This window comes from Caballeronia zhejiangensis (assembly GCF_022879815.1).
Lineage (GTDB): Bacteria > Pseudomonadota > Gammaproteobacteria > Burkholderiales > Burkholderiaceae > Caballeronia > Caballeronia zhejiangensis.
In genome coordinates this window covers 242,779-260,216 of record NZ_CP084284.1, presented here as the reverse complement: position 1 = coordinate 260,216, position 17,438 = coordinate 242,779, and the positions used below count along the sequence as shown (strand labels likewise).

Here is a 17,438-nt window from a genome sequence, read left to right as displayed (position 1 = left end):
CTCAGCAGCACTCGAACAGGCGCTCGCGGCAGATCCGCAACGTCTCGTCGGCCGGGCGCGCCCACCAGTCGAGCCGGGAAAAAATCTCCACTTCGACGGGACCGTCGTAACCGGCGGCTTCCACCGCCGCGCGCAGCCGCTTGAGATCGATGACGCCATCGCCCATCATTCCGCGGTCCTGCAACGGATCGCGGGTTTCGACCAGCCAGTCGCATACGTGCAGCGCGAGGATCCGGTCGCCCGCGCGCGCGATGGCGGGCATCAGCGCCGGATCCCACCAGACATGGTAAGCGTCGATGGCCACGCCGAAGCCTCCCTCGCGCGACGGGTCCAGCCGGTCGCACCAGTCCAGCGCCTGGTCGAGCGTATTGAGCAGGCTGCGATCGGCCGCGTACACCGGATGCAAGGGCTCGAGCGCGACGCGCACGCCTGTTTCGTTCATCGTCGGCTGCAAGGCGGCGAGACCGTCGAGAATCTGCTCGCGTGCATCGTCGATATCGCGCGAACCGGGCGGCAATCCGCCGACGACGGCGACGAGCATCGGCGCGCCCAGCACGGCCGCGGTCTCCAGCGCGCGGCGGTTGGAATCGATCGCGGCGCGACGGCCCGCGGCGTCGTTGGCCGCGAAATACGCCGTGCGGCAATACGCGCCGACCTTCAGGCCGGCCGCGCGGATCGCACTGGCGGCTGCTTGCGGATTGTTCTCGTCGATTTCCTGACGCCACGGCGTGATCCAGCCGAAGCCCTGTTCGGCGATGCGTCCGGCCGTGACTTCGATCGGCTCGCGATAGCCGAGCGTGCCCGTGTTGATGCAGCAGAGATCGCCGCGCCCGTTAAGTTCACGCATGGTTCACCTCAGAAACGTTGGATCATCGGGCCGCCGTCGACGCAGCCATCGTGCGGATCACGCGGGCCACGTGTGCCCGCGAGGCCGAGCGCGGCGGCCGCGTCGGGGTCACGTTATCGGCGAGCAGATTGTTCGTGCGTCGACCTGGGCGGGGCGGTCAGGGCACGCTCGGCCTGGTCAAAAGACTCTAAGGCAAGTAGATCGATCTAGCAAGTGCTACGCGGCCGCGTTACGTTCAGCGGCATCGGATCGTGTGCGGTGAAACGCTGATCTGCGAATTTCGCGCGACGCGCGCGCTGTGTGTCAAGCAAGCCGATGGAAAGCTGAAAGCCGTCGAGATTCCCGACTTCATCCGTGCGGCGTGCGCGTGAAAGCATGTGACTGCCGTCCTTCAGGCAGAGCGCTCGCTTCCATCGGCGGCTGGCGGCGCTTTCACGAAGCTCGCGATGCTCGCGTCATATCTCGATCCGTTTCCGCCCAGTGCGACGGTCGCTCGCCGCGCGCTATCGAGCAACATCGCCAATGCTGCATCGATGACCGCCGGAGCATCGAAACGGCCCTTGGGTCCTGAAAGCGTCAACGCGCCCTGCAACTCGCCGGTCGAATTGAACACGGGCACCGAGGCCGATGCCGTTTCCGGATCCCTCTCGCCAAACGAGGTGGCCCATAGCCGTTCGCGGATCTCTTGCCAGCGCGGATCCTGTGTCTCCGAGAACGCGAGCAGGACTTTGCCGGAGGCGCCCTTATCGATCGCGAACTCCTCTCCGACGCGAATCGATACCCGAACGCTGCGGCTAGGTTCGACGCGATACAACACGAGACGTTGATCGCCCTGGCGTACGTAGAAACTGGCCGTTTCGCCCAAGTCCCGGCTCAACTGCTGAAGCAACGGTTCGATCACAGGCCCCACCTGAAACGACCGCTGATAGAGCGTCGCAAGCCGCAACGGCTGATGACCGATTGCGTATTGCCCGTCGCTCAACTTCCGGATGAATCCGCCATGCTCCAAAGCGCCGAGCAGTCTCAAAACCGTACTCTTATAAAGCTCGGTCCGGCGTGAAAGCTCGGTCAGGGTCAGCTGGTCGTCGGTCGGCCCGAAGGCATTGAGTATGGCGAACGCCCGGTCAAGAACGGCGACGCCGCTCGACGCCTCGTTCGTATCGGACGGCTGGTCTTCCTTGGTCATGCACCGCTCCCGAATCAAATTCCACGACTATACAGTTCTATCCGGTAGAACTCTAGTTCTGAAATCCGGGGTTAACCCCGCTTTCAGTGATAGACATCTTCGCCTAAAGTTCTCTCTAACAAAACACAGGTCTATCTGACAGAACGAAGGAGCGAAATGAGCGCCTCACATCGCCGAATACTGATCAGCGAAGTCGGCCCGCGCGACGGCTTGCAGAGCATCCGAAGCGTCATGCCGACGTCCGCGAAACTCGAATGGATATCCGCGCTGGCGGCAGCGGGACTCAAGGAGATCGAAGTGGGATCGTTCGTTCCGCCGAAACTTCTGCCCCAAATGGCCGATATCCGCGAAGTCGTCGCTCACGCGTTATCCATTCCGGACCTTCGTGTCGCTGTACTGGCGCCGAACCTGCGCGGCTCGCAAAGCGCGTTCGAAGCCGGCGTCCATAAAGTCACGTTGCCGGTGTCCGTCACCGATGAACATGCGTTGGCTAATGTCCGCAAAACGACCGCGCAGTTGATCGATGAGGTGCGCAGCATCGTCGCGCTGCGCGATGAGCAGTTCCCCGGAACAGAAATCGAAGCGGGTGTATCGGTCGCATTCGGCTGCACGATCGCGGGCACCGTGACCGACGACCAGACGATGCGCATGTGCCTCGCGATGGCCGAATGCGGTGTCGACGAAATCGGCCTGTCCGATACGAGCGGTTATGCCAACCCCGTTCAGGTTCGCCGCCTGTTTCGCCGGCTGCAATCGGAAGTCGGCGCGAAGGCGGGCGGCGCTCATTTCCACAACACGCGCGGTCAAGGCCTGGCGAATGTCGTGGCGGCACTCGATGCCGGCGTCACCACGATCGATTCGAGTCAGGCGGGCCTCGGCGGCTGTCCCTACGCGCCGGGCGCGACGGGGAACATCGTTACCGAAGACCTCGCGTTTCTACTCGAGGCGATGGGCTACGACACGGGCATGGACATCGACAAGCTCATTGCCGCGCGCTCGATCCTCGCACAGGCGCTTCCGGGCGAAGCGCTCTACGGACACGTACAGGACGCGGGATTGCCGAAAGGTTTCTCGTACGCAGACGGGCGCGCGCCGAGTGCGCCCCAGCCGGAAGGCTGTTTGTTGGGAGCGGCGCAATGAGCGAAGTGCAATCGGATCAGTCCTTGCCGTACAGCGGCGTGCGCGTCGTAGAGATGACGCACATGGTGATGGGGCCGACGTGCGGCATGGTGCTGGCAGACCTCGGCGCGGAAGTGATCAAGGTCGAGCCGATCACCGGCGACAGCACCCGCAATCTGCGAGGCTCGGGAGCAGGCTTCTTCAGCACGTTCAACCGCAACAAGAAAAGCATCGCCGTCGATCTGAAGGACCCGCGCGGCGTGGAGATCGTGCACAAGCTGCTTGCGAACGCCGATGTCTTCAGCGAGAACTTCAAGAGCGGCACCGTGGACAAGCTCGGCCTCGGCTATTCGGCCTTGTGCAGACTCAATCCTCGTCTGATCTATGTGTCGCACAAGGGCTTCCTGCCCGGTCCCTACGACCATCGCACCGCGCTCGACGAAGTCGTGCAGATGATGGGCGGTCTCGCGTACATGACCGGTCCCGAAGGCAGACCCTTGCGGGCAGGCACGAGCGTCAACGACATCATGGGCGGCATGTTCGGCGCGATCGGCGCAATGGCGGCGCTGGCACAACGCGAGCGGACCGGCCGCGGACAAGAGGTGCAGAGCGCCCTGTTCGAGAACAACGTGTTTCTCGTGGCGCAGCACATGATGCAATACGCCGTGACGGGACAAACCGCCGCGCCGATGCCAAGCCGCATTTCGGCCTGGGCAGTCTATGACGTCTTTTCGGTGAAGAACGGCGATCAGATCTTCCTGGCGGTCGTCTCCGATACGCAATGGGCGCTCTTCTGCGATGCCTTCGGCCTCGACGATCTGAAGGCCGACGCGCGTATCGCCAGCAACAATCAGCGCGTGCAAGCCCGCGAATGGCTGATGCCGCGGCTTCGCGCCCACATGGAAGCGTTCACTGCTGCCGAGATCGGCGCCATCTTCGAGCGCTGCGGGCTGCCGTACGCGCCGATCACGAAGCCGCAGGATCTTTTCGACGATCCGCATCTGCTCGCAACGGACGGACTTGCCGATGTCACCCTGCCATCCGACGCAAGCGGCGCGGGCAAAGCAGTACAGACGAAGACCGCATTGCTGCCTTTGACCCTTGGCGGCGAGCGTCTGCGGCTTCGCGCAGGTCCGCCTTCGCTGGGTCAGGACACGCAGGCGCTGCTTCTGGAGCTGGGTTACTCATCGGAAGACCTGAGGCAGTTGGCGGACGCCGGCATCGTGAAGTGCCAGGCGGCCTTTTCCCACGATCCTTCCAGTCCCTCCGCCAACGAACTGGCGAGCGCCTGAGCACAACAGCATAAAAGGAACGCCGCTTCGCGTAGGCCGGCATGAGCCCGCGCGTTGGGTATTCCGTCCGGAGACGAAGCATGACATCCATTTCATCGAACATGACGGCCGAGAGCGCGGTCGATACGACGCTCGAACAGCAGGCCGTCAGAAAGGCCGCGTGGCGTTTCATCCCCTTGCTTGCGCTCGCCTATTTCTTCAACTATCTCGATCGCACCAGCGTCGGGTTCGCCGCGCTGACGATGAACCGCGACCTCGGCTTGACCGCGACGCAGTTCGGCTGGGGCGCGGGCATCATGTTCGCGGGTTATTGCCTGTGCGAAGTGCCGAGCAACCTGGCGCTGTATCGCTTCGGCGCCCGGCGATGGCTCGCGCGCATCATGATCACGTGGGGCTTCTTCGCCGCCGCGACGGCGCTCGCGGTTGGACCGACGAGCTTCTACGTGATTCGTCTTCTGCTGGGAATCGGCGAGGCCGGATTCTTCCCTGGCGTGATCTTCTTCCTCGCAGTGTGGTTTCCGGCCAGTTATCGCACTCGGGTGCTCGCATGGTTCACGGTCTCGACGCCGCTTTCGTCGCTAGTGGGCGGACCGCTGTCGACCTGGCTGCTGAAGATGGACGGCTTGCTCGGCCTTGCCGGATGGAAATGGATGTTTATCGTCGAAGGCCTGCCGGCGTGCATTCTCGGCTTCTTCGTCCTGAAGATGCTCGCGGACAAACCCGCCGATGCGAAGTGGCTCTCGCCCGAGGAGCGTCAGGCGCTGCAAAGCGCGTTCGATCGCGAGGGCACTGCGAGCCAGAAGAAAAAGGATTTCGGCGCAGCGCTCAAAGATGTGCGGATGTACATCCTCGCGATGATTTCCTTCGGCTTCACGATGGGCTCCTACGGCATCGGCATATGGCTGCCGCAGATGCTCAAGGCGCACGGCATGAGCGTGACCCAGACGGGCTGGGTATCGGCGGTGCCGTATTTCTTCGCGACCATCGCGCTCTTGTGGTGGGCGAAGCGCGTCGATCGCCGCGGTGGCCATATCGCCAACCTCGCGGCTGGTCTTTTCATCGGCGCGATCGCGCTCGGCATCTCGACATATTTTCAGCAACTGGTGCCTGCGTTGACGGGCATCACGCTGGCGTTGATCGGCACCATCGCAGGCCGAACGATTTTCTACACGCTGCCTGCCCGGTTCCTGTCGGGTCAGGCGGCCGCCGGCGGACTGGCGCTGATCAACTCCATCGGCGCGCTGGGCGGCTTTGCCGGTCCGTATCTGGTCGGCTATCTGAAGGATAGTTTCGGCACGTTCACCGCGGGCATGATCGGTCTGGCCGTCGTACTCGCGTTCACGACGTTGCTGACGCTTTCCCTCTACGCGTTCAACAAGGGAAAGTGACCATGCAAACTCTTCAATCGATTCACCGGCGCCGGCTGCTTGGCGCGGTCGCCGCATCCATCGCGATGCCCGCGCTGAGCGTGCGCCACGCATTCGCCAAAGAGGAAACGCGCAGTATGAGTACGACCAGCAATTACCTGCCGGTTCGGGCAGAGTGGCTTGCATCCGGAAAGGAAGCGGCGCTCGAACCGGAGATGCCGATCATCGACGCGCATCACCACTTTTATGAGCGCCCGGGTTGGACGTATTTGCTCGACGAGTATCTCGAGGATGCACGGTCCGGGCACAACATTACCGCGTCTGTCTTCATGCAGGCGCTTACGCGGTACCGCACCACGGGTCCGGAACCGATGCGGCCGATCGGCGAAGTGGAGTATGTGGCTCAAGTCACCGCGCCGATGCAGGAAGAGAAGCCGCAGGTAGCGAAGGGCATCGTCGGATACGCGGATCTCCGTCGCGGCGCTGCCGTGCGAGACGTACTCGAAGCGGAACTCGAGGCCGGCGACGGCCGCTTGCGCGGTGTACGGCACCTCGTAACCTGGGATGCGGACGCCACGCTAGTGAACCCGCTTTCGGCAGTTCCTCGCGGGCTTCTGCTCGACTCCGGTTATCGTGCGGGCGTCGCGCAGTTGAAAGCCTTGGGCCTCTCCTACGACGCATGGCTGTTCTTCCCTCAGCTTCCCGAATTGTTCGATTTGGCGAAGGCAAATCCCGACACGCCGTTCATCGTCAATCACTGTGGGGGAGTGGTCAGAATCGCCAGCTACGCGGATCAGCGCAAGGAGGTCTTCGATGCATGGTCGCGTTCGATGCGCGAACTTGCGCGGTTGCCGAACGTTTATGTGAAGGTGGGCGGACTCGGAATGCGTATCAACGGTTTCGACTTCGAAAAAGGTGAGCGGCCACCTTCATCGATTGAATTGTCCGAAGCCTGGAAGCCGTGGATGCTGACCTGCATCGAAGCGTTCGGCGCGGATCGCTGCATGTTCGAAAGCAATTTTCCGGTCGATAAGGGTTCTTACCCGTTCAGTAACGGCTGGAACGCGTTCAAGCGATTGACTTCACAGGCAAGTGCTGCGGAACGTCAGGCGTTGTTTCGGGGGACGGTTTCGAGGGTGTATCGCCTGGGCTGAGTTGGCTGAGCTGTCAGGGGCGAGATCGCCCCTGACCCGCAAGCGTCACCGCGTTTGACCCACCAGCGCCATCAGAGAACCAATCCGGACTCTTCACAGCAGAATCGGGACTTTGCCCTTCGAAACCTTCTTCAAATTTAAGCCGGATTTTCTGGCCTGCGCTATTTTCACCGCTCGGCACACCGGACAGCAGCTTCCGGTCCGAATGGTGCTCTCGGGCCTTGCACTCCAGGTATGCCCGTCCATGCATTGCCATTCCAACGGCGTGATGGTGTTGACGTCGGTCTCCGACAAACACTTGCCACCGTGCATCGCAGCGGCGTCGTGCATCTTCTCAACGCCTAGACGTGTCCGTTCGACCGCACAGGTCCGGCACCAATGGCCGATCATGATCTTCACGGGCTTCGCCTGCCACGTATGCCCCTTTGCACATCCCCAGCGCAATAGGACACTATTGTTTGTGTAATCGTCGGACAGGCACTTTCCGCCGTAACCTGCGGCAAATTTCGTGCGTGTTTCCAATGCCCAGACGCTTGCGATCGAAGGCACACACCGGACACCGGCTTCTGTTGACCTTACCGAGCTTGGCACGCCAGCGATGTCCTTCTTCGCACTGCCAAAGCAGAGACGTTTGCGCATCGGTATAGTGCTTCGAAACACAGCGCCCGCTATGTTTTGCTGCCAGTACCTGCATATCGTTCTGCATTCGCTCGACAGGCATAGCCCGCCGCGCTCCTCGGCGATCTCGCAAATATGCTCAAGCGTATCGGCAAGCGTGAACGTCTCTTGAACCGGCGGCGGTGAGATGCGCGAGTGTCAAAAAGCCCGAGTGGGTCACGTGACCCACTTTGTCCCCGAGTGTCCCCGAAAGCGCCTTATCAGGGACGCAAATCCGCTAACCCCCTGATACTTTTGAGCAAGTGCTGGTGGGCCGGGTGGGGCTCGAACCCACTATCGGTCGATTATGAGTCGACAGCTTATACCAGTTAAGCTTCCGGCCCTGTGCAGGCAGAGCGTGCAAAAAGAAAGCGCCGCAAACGGCGCTTCCTGTCACTTCAGATCATTGCGCGAGGCGACTACGAAGGGTAGCGAGTTTGCCTCACAACGCCTCTCAAAACAAGTCCCGTCAGTTGCCTTCGAGGAACGACTTCAACTTGTCCGACCGGCTCGGATGCCGCAGCTTGCGCAGCGCCTTCGCCTCGATCTGGCGAATCCGCTCACGCGTCACGTCGAACTGCTTGCCGACCTCTTCCAGCGTGTGATCCGTGCTCATCTCGATCCCGAACCGCATGCGCAGCACCTTCGCCTCGCGCGGCGTCAGCGAATCGAGCACGTCCTTCACGACGTCGCGCATCGATGCATGCAGCGCGGCATCGGACGGCGCCACCGTGTTCGTATCCTCGATGAAATCGCCGAGATGCGAATCGTCGTCGTCGCCGATCGGCGTTTCCATGGAGATCGGCTCCTTCGCGATCTTCATGATCTTGCGGATCTTGTCCTCGGGCATTTCCATCTTCTCGGCGAGCGTCGCCGGATCCGGCTCGAGCCCGGTCTCCTGCAAGATCTGCCGCGAAATACGGTTCATCTTGTTGATCGTTTCGATCATGTGGACCGGAATGCGAATGGTGCGCGCCTGATCCGCGATCGAACGCGTGATCGCCTGACGAATCCACCACGTCGCGTACGTCGAAAACTTGTAGCCGCGACGATATTCGAACTTGTCCACCGCCTTCATCAAGCCAATGTTGCCTTCCTGGATCAGATCGAGGAACTGCAGGCCACGATTCGTGTACTTCTTCGCGATGGAAATCACGAGGCGCAGATTCGCCTCCGTCATTTCGCGCTTCGCCTGACGCGCCTTCAACTCGCCCGCCGCCATCTGACGGTTGGTTTCCTTCAGATCCTTCAACGGCAGAACGACGCGCGCCTGCAAATCCAGCAGACGCTGCTGCTGCTCGCGGATCGCCGGAATATTGCGCTCCAGCACCGCGCTGTACTCGTGACCCTCGGCGACGACCTTGTCGGACCATTCGAGATCCGTCTCGTTGCCGGGGAATCGCGTGATGAACTCGGCGCGCGGCATGCCGCACTTGTCGACAACCGTATGCAGGATCTGCCGCTCGACCTGACGCACTTCGTCCACTTGCGCGCGCAGCGTATCGCACAGGCGCTCGACGGTACGCGCGGTGAAGCGAATGTTCATGAGTTCCGTCTGAATGGCTTCCTGCGCCTTCAGATACGCCTTCGATTTATAGCCTTCCTTCTCGTAGGCGCGGCGCATCTTGTCGAACCATTCGCTGATGAGCGCGAACTTCTCGAGCGACTGGAGCTTGAGTGCTTCGAGTTGAGCGGCGTTCGCGCTTGCCTGCGCGCTGCCGTCGTCCTCTTCTTCCTCTTCCTCTTCGCCCTCTTCCGCGGTCTCTTCTTCTTCCGATTCGATCGCTTCCGCTTCCTGCTCGGAGAAGCCATCGGTGTCCTGCGCGTTCGGATCGATCAGGCCGTCGACGAGTTCATCGACGCGCACTTCCTCGTTCTGCACGCGCTCGGCCATCGCGAGAATGTCGGCGATGGTCGTCGGGCACGCGGAGATCGCCATGACCATGTGCTTGAGGCCGTCTTCGATGCGCTTCGCGATCTCGATTTCGCCTTCGCGCGTCAACAGTTCGACGGTGCCCATCTCGCGCATGTACATGCGGACCGGATCGGTCGTGCGGCCGAATTCGGAATCGACCGTGGAAAGCGCGACTTCGGCCTCTTCCTCGACTTCGTCGTCGGACGACGCGTTCGGCGCGTTGTCGTTCAGCAGCAGCGTTTCGGCATCGGGCGCTTGCTCGTACACCGCCACGCCCATGTCATTGAACGTGCTGATGATGCCTTCGATCGCCTCGGTTTCCGTGAAGTTGTCCGGAAGGTGGTCGTTGATCTCGCCGTAGGTGAGGAAGCCGCGCTCCTTGCCGAGCTTGATGAGCGCGCGCAGCTTGCCGCGCCGCTCTTCCAATTCCTCGACGGTGCCGGGCGCGCTCGACGAGAACGCGTCCTTCAGCAGCGCTTTTTCCTTCGCGCGGCGATCGCGGGCCTTCGCCTTTTCGACCTTCGCCGCAGGAGCGGCGCCAGACTCTGCGTTTTGCATTGCGTCGTCTTCGACGGATACATCGTTCAGCTTTTTCGTCATGGAGTTCGCCATACCGGCTTTAGTCTCGACTCGCGGCTGCTGGACAACAGCCGATGGAACCGTGAATACCCAATACGCGCACGCTGCTTCGTCCTGCGTGCCCTGCCCGGGGCGCCATCGCGGTTCGGACGAGTGTGAATCGTCTCCTCGCCCTACCCTCGATAGCAGCCGCTTCCCTTGCGCCCGTCTGTTCGCCGGCGTGCTTATCGGCCCGTTTCGTGTGACTTATGCGGCGTGTGCCACCTTCGTCGCCTACGGCCCATTCAGCCAGCGCCTTCCTGCTTCGCTTCCCTCTGCAAACAACTTCACATGCCCTTTGCCAACTGCTCGACCGCTGCCGCCCATCTACCGTGAAAAAACGACGAAAGCGCCTGAACAGTTGACAAAAAGCAATTCACTTGAACTTTTTATTATAGCATTCTCACCTTGCGCCATCCGCGCCGGCGCCCCGCCCAGCCTTGATCTGCGCCACTCTCGCCGACAACTCCGAGAACTCCGCGACCTCTTCCGCCGACAGACTCGATTGCCGCGCCAGTTGATCCAGCCGCGCCCGGTAGCTGTCGTGCCTCAGCTTCACCACTGTTGCTTGCAATTCTTCCGCCAGCAGACGCTTTTGTTCCTCGACTCGCTGCGCCGCGTCCTCATCGGACGGATCGCGCATCAGCAAATCGCGAACGTTTTCATCATAGGCGAGAATTTCCTGAAAGATATCGTCGTATGTGGGCGCGTTTGCTGCATTTCTCAAGATCTCCGACAGCAACTGGAACTGCGCGGCATCGCCGAGTTCGCGCGCGTGCGAGATCACTTCGCTGAACAATTCGCCGTGCTCGGTCATCGTTACGAGGGTGCGCTCGCTGTCCTGATCGAGCGAAACCGCGATGCCCGGATACATCACCAGATTGCGCAGCGCGCGCTGTTCCTGTCCGGTGACGCGGCGCCGCTCGCTCTTCGGCACGTTTGCCCGCGCGACGGCCGCAGCGCGCGAATCGATGTCGCATAGCGCGGCGATTTCGGTGAACGGCGTGTCGAGCCGGTCCGCGAGCATATGCAGGATCTGCACCCGCAACGCGTTTGCGGGCAGCGCCTGCAGCAGCGGTTTAGCGTCGAAGAGCGCTTTCGCTCGGCCTTCGGGCTGCTCCAGCTCCTTGTCGTTCAGTACCTCGTTCAGTAGGAACTGCGACAGCGGCATCGCGCGATCGACCTGCTCGCCGAACCCGTCCGTGCCGAACTCGCGCACGTAGCTGTCCGGATCGTGCTCCTTCGGCAGAAAGAGGAACTTGATGGTCCGGTTGTCCGCAGCGTGCGGCAGCGCCGCTTCCAGCGCGCGACGCGCGGCTCGCCGCCCGGCCGAATCGCCGTCGAAACTGAAGACGACGGTATCCGTCTGACGAAACAGCTTCTGCACGTGGATCGGCGTACACGCCGTGCCGAGCGTCGCCACGGCGTTCGCAAAACCCAGTTGAGCGAGCGCGACGACGTCCATATACCCTTCGACGACGAGCACGTAACCCAGTTCACGAATCGCCAAGCGCGCTTCGAACAGGCCGTACAGCTCGCTGCCCTTGCTGAACAGCGGCGTCTCCGGCGAGTTCAGATATTTAGGCTCGCCCCCGTCGAGCACGCGCCCGCCGAAGCCGATCACGTTGCCCTTCACATTGCGGATCGGGAACATCACGCGTTCGCGAAAACGATCGTAACGTCGCGCCTGTCCTTGAGAATCCGTTTTTTCGCTGACGATCACCAAACCCGACTCGACCAGGTTTTCATCCCGATAATCGGGAAAGGCCGCCTCGAGGTTCTGCCAGCCATCCGGCGCGTAGCCGAGCCCGAAGCGCGCGGCGACCTCACCGGTCAAGCCGCGCTTTTTCAGATATTCGATGGCGTTCGGCGCGCCGCGCAACTGCTTGCGATAGAAATCGCACGCCGTCTGCATGACGTCCGTCAACGCGACGCTGACCGCCTTGCTCGGTGCGCTGTCGCCGCCGCCACCGCGGAACGAGTTGGAAGGCTCCTGCGGAACCGTCAGGCCGGCGCCTTGCGCCAGGTCTTTCACGGCCTCGGGAAACGTGAGCCCGGTATGCTCCATCAGAAAGCCGATCGCGGTGCCGTGCGCGCCGCAGCCGAAGCAGTGATAGAACTGCTTGGTCGGGCTGACCGTGAACGACGGGCTTTTCTCGTTGTGAAATGGGCAAAGGCCCATGAAATTCGCGCCGCCCTTTTTTAACTGGACGTAGCGGCCCACCACGTCGACGATGTCGACGCGGTTGAGCAAATCCTGCAGGAAAGCGTGCGGAATCACCGATCGAAAGCTGCGGACGTTACTTGGCGAGTGCGGCTTTCACCTGCGCGGAGACGGCGGTCATGTCGGCCTTGCCGGCGAGCTTCGGCTTCAGCACGCCCATCACCTTGCCCATGTCCTGCGGCCCGGCGGCGCCGGTCGCGGCGACGGCTGCCTGGACTTCGGCAGCGATCGCTTCGGCGGAAAGCTGTTCGGGCATATACGCCGCCAGCACCGCCAGCTCCGCTTTCTCCTTGTCGGCGAGATCGGTGCGGCTCGCGGCTTCGAACTGGCTGATCGAATCCTTGCGCTGCTTGATCATCTTGTCGATGACGGCGGTGATGCCCGCGTCGTCGAGCGTGACGCGATCGTCGACTTCGCGCTGCTTGATTGCCGCGAGCAGCAGACGAATCGTGCCGAGACGCTCGGTTTCCTTCGCGCGCATGGCAGTCTTCATGTCGTCGTTGATCTGGTCTTTGAGGCTCATCGTTCACCCGGTGCAATTGCGAAAGTTTGAATTCCGGCCGGCGCGCGGCGGTCCCGCGAAAGCAAAAACCCGCTTGGGAACGCCTCCTCAAGCGGGATTAGCAGACAGCCTTCCTGGCGCCAGCGGAAAGCGGAGAGAATCCTCCGATGACCGTCCGAGTATAGCAAACGGGTCCGCGTTTCGAGACTCGCCAAAACCCCCGGACGGACGCCCTCAGGCGGTCGTCGCCGCGTCTCGCGCGTACTCCGCGGCGGCCTTGCCCGCGGCGACGCCCGAAGCCCACGCCCACTGGAAGTTATAGCCGCCGAGCCAGCCGGTGACATCGACCGCCTCGCCGATGAAATACAGCCCCGCGACGCGCTCGCTCATCATCGTCGCGGATGAAAGCTCGCGCGTGTCGACGCCGCCGCGCGTGACTTCCGCCTTGCGATAGCCTTCGGTGCCGCTCGGCGTGAGCGTCCAGTCCGACAGCGATGCGCCGATCGCTTTCAGCGTGCGATCCGGCAGATCGGCGAGGCGCGCGTCGACCGGCACGCGCTGCGCTTCGAGCCACGCGTGCGCGAGACGCGCGGGAACGTGCTCGGCCAGAAAATTGCCGATCTGCTTTTTCGAGCCGGCTTTGGCTTCGATCAGCATGGCGGTCGGATCGAGGTCGGGAAGCAGATCGACGTGAATCGGCTCCGACGTGTTCCAGTAGCTCGAAATCTGCAGCACGCCCGGCCCCGACACGCCGCGATGCGTGAGCAGCAAGTCTTCGTCGAATTCGCCGCGCGTCTTGCCTTTGCCCGTGCTGATGCGAACCGGCAGCGAAAGCCCCGACAGCTGCGCGAACGGCGCCCAGTCGGCGGACGTGAACGTGAGCGGCACGAGCGCCGGACGCGTATCGACGAGCTTGTGGCCGAACTGCTTGGCGACGCGATAGCCGAAATCCGTCGCGCCGATCTTCGGAATCGACAGGCCGCCGGTCGCGATCACGAGCGCCGCCGCGCCGATCGTGCCCGCGTTCGTATCGAGCGCGAAACGCGCGCCGTCGTGACGGACCTCATGCACGGCGACCGGACGCCGCCACGCGACGCGACCGGCATCGCACTCGCTTTTGAGCACGTCGATGATGGTCTCGCTGGAGTCGTCGCAGAAGAGCTGGCCCTTGTGCTTCTCGTGCCACTTCACGCGGTATTGCTTGAGCAGCGCGAGAAAATCGCGCGGCGTGTAGCGGGCGAGCGCGGAGCGGCAAAAATGCGGATTCGCCGACAGAAAATTGGCAGGCTGCGCGTTGATGTTCGTGAAGTTGCAGCGCCCGCCGCCGGAGATGCGGATTTTTTCGGCGAGACGCTCTGCGTGGTCGAGAAGGACGACGCGGCGTCCGGATTGAGCGGCCACGGCCGCGCACATCATGCCGGCCGCGCCCGCGCCGATGACGGCGATATCGAAGGATTCCATGGCGCGCATTTTACCTTCGACACGCTCGATCACGCCCGCTGCTATACTTTTCTGTTCCTCTAACGCATTGAATCCATGCTAGTTCTAGGCATCGAAAGCTCCTGCGACGAAACCGGCCTCGCACTCTACGACACCGAGCGCGGCCTGCTTTCGCACGCCCTTCATTCGCAGATCGCGATGCATCGCGATTACGGCGGCGTCGTGCCCGAACTGGCTTCGCGCGATCACATCCGCCGCGCGCTGCCGCTGCTGGAGGAAGTGCTCGACAAGTCCGGCGCACAGCGCGGCGACATCGACGCCATCGCGTTCACGCAAGGGCCGGGGCTCGCGGGGGCGCTGCTCGTCGGCGCGAGCATCGCGAATGCGCTGGCGATGGCGTGGGACAAGCCGACCGTCGGCATCCATCATCTGGAAGGGCATTTGCTGTCGCCGCTGCTCGTCGACGCGCCGCCGCCCTTTCCGTTCGTCGCGCTGCTCGTGTCCGGCGGACACACGCAGTTGATGCGCGTGACCGATGTCGGCGTCTACGAGACGCTCGGCGAAACACTCGACGACGCCGCCGGCGAAGCCTTCGACAAGACCGCGAAGCTGCTCGGCCTCGGCTATCCGGGCGGGCCGGAAGTGTCGCGGCTCGCGGAATTCGGCACGTCCGGCGCGGTCGCGCTGCCGCGTCCGATGCTCCATTCCGGCGATCTCGATTTCAGCTTCAGCGGCCTGAAAACCGCCGTGCTCACGCACAGCCGCAAGCTCGGCAACAACGTCTGCGAGCAGGCCAAGGCCGATCTCGCGCGCGGTTTCGTCGATGCGGCCGTGGACGTGCTCGTCGCTAAATCGCTCGCCGCGCTGAAGAAAACGGGGTTGAAGCGGCTCGTCGTGGCGGGCGGCGTCGGCGCGAACCGGCAGTTGCGCGAGGCGCTGTCGGCGGCGGCGAAAAAGCGCCGCTTCGACGTGCATTACCCCGACCTGTCGCTATGCACCGACAACGGCGCGATGATCGCGCTCGCGGGCGCGCTGCGCCTGTCGCGCTGGCCGGAGCAGGCCCTGCGCGACTACGCGTTCACCGTGAAGCCGCGCTGGGATCTCACGTCGCTCGCGCGCGCCTGAGCCACTTTATCGAGGCGGATTGAACGGCTGCACGATCGCCTTGAAGACGGGCAGCGTTTCGCAGCGATCGCTATGGCCGATGAGCGTCGGCCAGCGCGTCGCGCTGAAAATTTCCGGATGCGCCTCGCGCGCGAAGCGCAGCGCGCAGGCCACGGCGATATCGGCGTGGCCGATTGCATCGCCGAACCAGTAAGGCGTCGCACGCGCAGCGCGGTCCGCTTCCAGCGCATTCAACACACGCTCGACCTGCCCCGTGCAGCGATCGAGCCACGCCTGCGATTTCTCCTTGTGCAGCACGCGTTCGTAGACGAGCGCGACGGCCTTGTCGGCGAGACCGGTCGCGAGCGCGCAGACCTTCAGCGCCTGACGTCGCTCCGGCCCGCCCGATGGAATCAAAGCGCGCGCATCGCCCGCCTCTGCGTCGAGATAGTCGAGGATCATCGTGCTTTCGATGAGCGTATCGCCGGAATCGAGCACGAGCGTCGGCACGCGGCACAGCGGGTTGTACGGCGCGATCTTGTCGGCGTCGCCGAACACCGACCACGGGCGATGCTCGAACGCCATGTCGTAGAGCTTCAGCGCGATGCCGACGCGCCGCACGAACGGGGAATCGTATTGGCCGATGAGAATCAAGATGCGCTCCGCGTGGTGGTGATGACGTGGACGGCCAGTTTAAGCGCGCGCGTGCCTCGGAAACAACGGCCACGCGAGCGACGCGCACACGCCCGCCCCGAGCCAGACCATCGGCCAGGAACCGATCGCGAGCACGTGCGGAATGGCGAGCGGCGTCACGAAAAAGCCGACGAAGACCGCCGTGTTCGCCATGCCGAGCGCGGTGCCCGCGCGTTCGGTGCCCGCGAGCGTCGCCAGTTCCGTGTACGCGACGCCGTGCCATGCCGACACGCAGACGCCCGCGAGAATCAGCATCGCCGCGAGCAAAACGGGCCAATGGACCGCGCCGAGCGCCGTCGCGATACCGAGCACGACGAACGACGCGCACGCGACGATCGTCGATACGCGCAGGTACGTGCGGCGGTTGCGGTGCCGGTCGGTGTGGCGGCCGCTCCAGACGCGCATCGCGATCGCACCGATCTGGAGCGTCGCCATCGTCGTGCTGATCGCGGTCAGGCCGAAGTGCGCGGCGGCGTGCATGAAGATCGTCGCGAAACTCAGCACCGCGAACTGCGGCACGCACAAGATGCCGATGCCCAGCACGACGCGCCAGACCAGCGCGTTTTTCAGCGGCGCGGCGCCTGCGCTCCGAATCGCCCGATGAACTGCTTCAGCCGGCTCGTGAAGCCAGCGCCAGGCGAAAATGCCGGACAGCGCGCACATCGCGGCGAGCGCGCCGAATACCGCCCCGAAACCATGCGACGACGCGAGCCACGGCAGCAACGCCGCGCCGATGCCGCCGCCGAGCGGCACAGCCGTCTGGCGAATGCTCATCGCGAGGCCGCGCTCGCCTTCGCCGAACCACGCCATCACCGCGCGTCCGCTCGACCCATTGACGCTGCCGCCGAGCAGGCCGAGCGCGCACATCGCGAAGACGAGCCAGCCGAAGCTCGCCGTCGCGGGCGTCGCGAACAAAGTCATCGCGACGAGCACCGCGGCCGTCGAAAAAAGACCGGTCAGCAGGACGGGACGGTCGCCCCACTTGTCGGTGAGAACGCCACACGGCAATTCGGACAGCGCGACGCCCAAGCCTAGGGCGCCCAGCACGACGCCCAGTTGCCCGTTGCTCAGATGGTAGGCGCCGCGCACCCAGACGGCGGTCGTCGGAAAGCCCGTCGCCGCCGCCGACACGCTCGCGTTCGCCGCGACGCCCACGCCGAGCACTTTCCAGCGGTGTCCATCGCCGAGTGCGGTTTTGGTGTTCAAAGCGAGAGAAATGGCCATGTCGCAGTCCATCGAAAAGTTGACTGGGGCCAGTTTGAACGCTTAACATCATCCTGAAAATCGCAAAGTTTGCGACGGACCGTTCATCAAATCGGG

General features: G+C 63.2%; 14 protein-coding genes and 1 tRNA gene. 5 read left to right on the top strand and 10 right to left on the bottom strand.

Annotated elements, in window-relative coordinates; genetic code table 11:
• Position 1: 1 nt before the first annotated feature.
• On the bottom strand, positions 2-847 hold the full coding sequence (locus tag LDZ23_RS15680; RefSeq protein WP_008353948.1) for a sugar phosphate isomerase/epimerase family protein: 846 nt from the start codon (positions 845-847) through the stop codon (positions 2-4).
• Between the two features lie 391 nt (positions 848-1,238).
• The gene (locus LDZ23_RS15675) at positions 1,239-2,033 is read right to left on the bottom strand and encodes an IclR family transcriptional regulator (RefSeq protein WP_244808186.1); all 795 of its coding nucleotides are present in this window, start codon (positions 2,031-2,033) and stop codon (positions 1,239-1,241) included.
• A gap of 156 nt (positions 2,034-2,189) precedes the next feature.
• Here LDZ23_RS15675 and LDZ23_RS15670 point away from each other — a divergent pair, with 156 nt between their 5' ends.
• The 4 genes from LDZ23_RS15670 (at position 2,190) to LDZ23_RS15655 (ending at position 6,965) form a co-directional block, all read left to right on the top strand.
• Positions 2,190-3,173, top strand: coding sequence for a hydroxymethylglutaryl-CoA lyase (locus LDZ23_RS15670; protein WP_008353950.1), 984 nt, complete (start codon positions 2,190-2,192; stop codon positions 3,171-3,173).
• Positions 3,170-4,444 (top strand): CaiB/BaiF CoA transferase family protein, encoded by a 1,275-nt coding sequence (locus LDZ23_RS15665; RefSeq protein WP_008353951.1) that lies wholly within the window; start codon positions 3,170-3,172, stop codon positions 4,442-4,444. Before LDZ23_RS15670 ends, LDZ23_RS15665 begins: the two co-directional genes overlap by 4 nt.
• An 80-nt stretch (positions 4,445-4,524) precedes the next feature.
• The gene (locus tag LDZ23_RS15660) at positions 4,525-5,832 is read left to right on the top strand and encodes an MFS transporter (RefSeq protein WP_008353952.1); all 1,308 of its coding nucleotides are present in this window, start codon (positions 4,525-4,527) and stop codon (positions 5,830-5,832) included.
• 2 nt (positions 5,833-5,834) lie between these two features.
• On the top strand, positions 5,835-6,965 hold the full coding sequence (locus LDZ23_RS15655) for an amidohydrolase family protein (protein WP_008353953.1): 1,131 nt from the start codon (positions 5,835-5,837) through the stop codon (positions 6,963-6,965).
• A 93-nt stretch (positions 6,966-7,058) separates the two neighbouring features.
• Here the strand turns inward: LDZ23_RS15655 and LDZ23_RS15650 are convergent, their stop codons facing one another.
• The 6 genes from LDZ23_RS15650 to LDZ23_RS15625 all read right to left on the bottom strand — a co-directional run bounded on the left by LDZ23_RS15650 (position 7,059) and on the right by LDZ23_RS15625 (position 14,342).
• The gene (locus LDZ23_RS15650; protein WP_008353954.1) at positions 7,059-7,364 is read right to left on the bottom strand and encodes a hypothetical protein; all 306 of its coding nucleotides are present in this window, start codon (positions 7,362-7,364) and stop codon (positions 7,059-7,061) included.
• A gap of 525 nt (positions 7,365-7,889) precedes the next feature.
• A tRNA-Ile gene (locus LDZ23_RS15645) sits at positions 7,890-7,966 on the bottom strand.
• A 125-nt stretch (positions 7,967-8,091) separates the two neighbouring features.
• Positions 8,092-10,149, bottom strand: coding sequence for an RNA polymerase sigma factor RpoD (rpoD, locus tag LDZ23_RS15640; RefSeq protein ID WP_075583507.1), 2,058 nt, complete (start codon positions 10,147-10,149; stop codon positions 8,092-8,094).
• A gap of 409 nt (positions 10,150-10,558) precedes the next feature.
• Entirely contained in the window at positions 10,559-12,436 is a 1,878-nt protein-coding gene (dnaG, locus tag LDZ23_RS15635) for a DNA primase (protein ID WP_008353957.1), read from the bottom strand.
• A gap of 19 nt (positions 12,437-12,455) precedes the next feature.
• Complete coding sequence (locus LDZ23_RS15630) at positions 12,456-12,902, bottom strand: GatB/YqeY domain-containing protein (RefSeq protein WP_008353959.1); 447 nt, start codon at positions 12,900-12,902, stop codon at positions 12,456-12,458.
• 213 nt (positions 12,903-13,115) lie between these two features.
• Positions 13,116-14,342 (bottom strand): BaiN/RdsA family NAD(P)/FAD-dependent oxidoreductase, encoded by a 1,227-nt coding sequence (locus LDZ23_RS15625; RefSeq protein WP_008353960.1) that lies wholly within the window; start codon positions 14,340-14,342, stop codon positions 13,116-13,118.
• A 75-nt stretch (positions 14,343-14,417) separates the two neighbouring features.
• Here LDZ23_RS15625 and tsaD point away from each other — a divergent pair, with 75 nt between their 5' ends.
• Entirely contained in the window at positions 14,418-15,446 is a 1,029-nt protein-coding gene (gene tsaD / locus LDZ23_RS15620) for a tRNA (adenosine(37)-N6)-threonylcarbamoyltransferase complex transferase subunit TsaD (protein ID WP_008353961.1), read from the top strand.
• A gap of 6 nt (positions 15,447-15,452) precedes the next feature.
• On the opposite strand, the gene LDZ23_RS15615 is transcribed toward tsaD, so the two are convergent.
• Both LDZ23_RS15615 and LDZ23_RS15610 read right to left on the bottom strand, forming a co-directional pair.
• Complete coding sequence (locus tag LDZ23_RS15615; protein WP_008353963.1) at positions 15,453-16,079, bottom strand: glutathione S-transferase family protein; 627 nt, start codon at positions 16,077-16,079, stop codon at positions 15,453-15,455.
• Positions 16,080-16,118: 39 nt separating this feature from the next.
• Positions 16,119-17,342: an MFS transporter gene (locus LDZ23_RS15610; protein WP_008353964.1), complete on the bottom strand. Its 1,224-nt coding sequence runs from the start codon at positions 17,340-17,342 to the stop codon at positions 16,119-16,121.
• Positions 17,343-17,438: the final 96 nt, after the last annotated feature.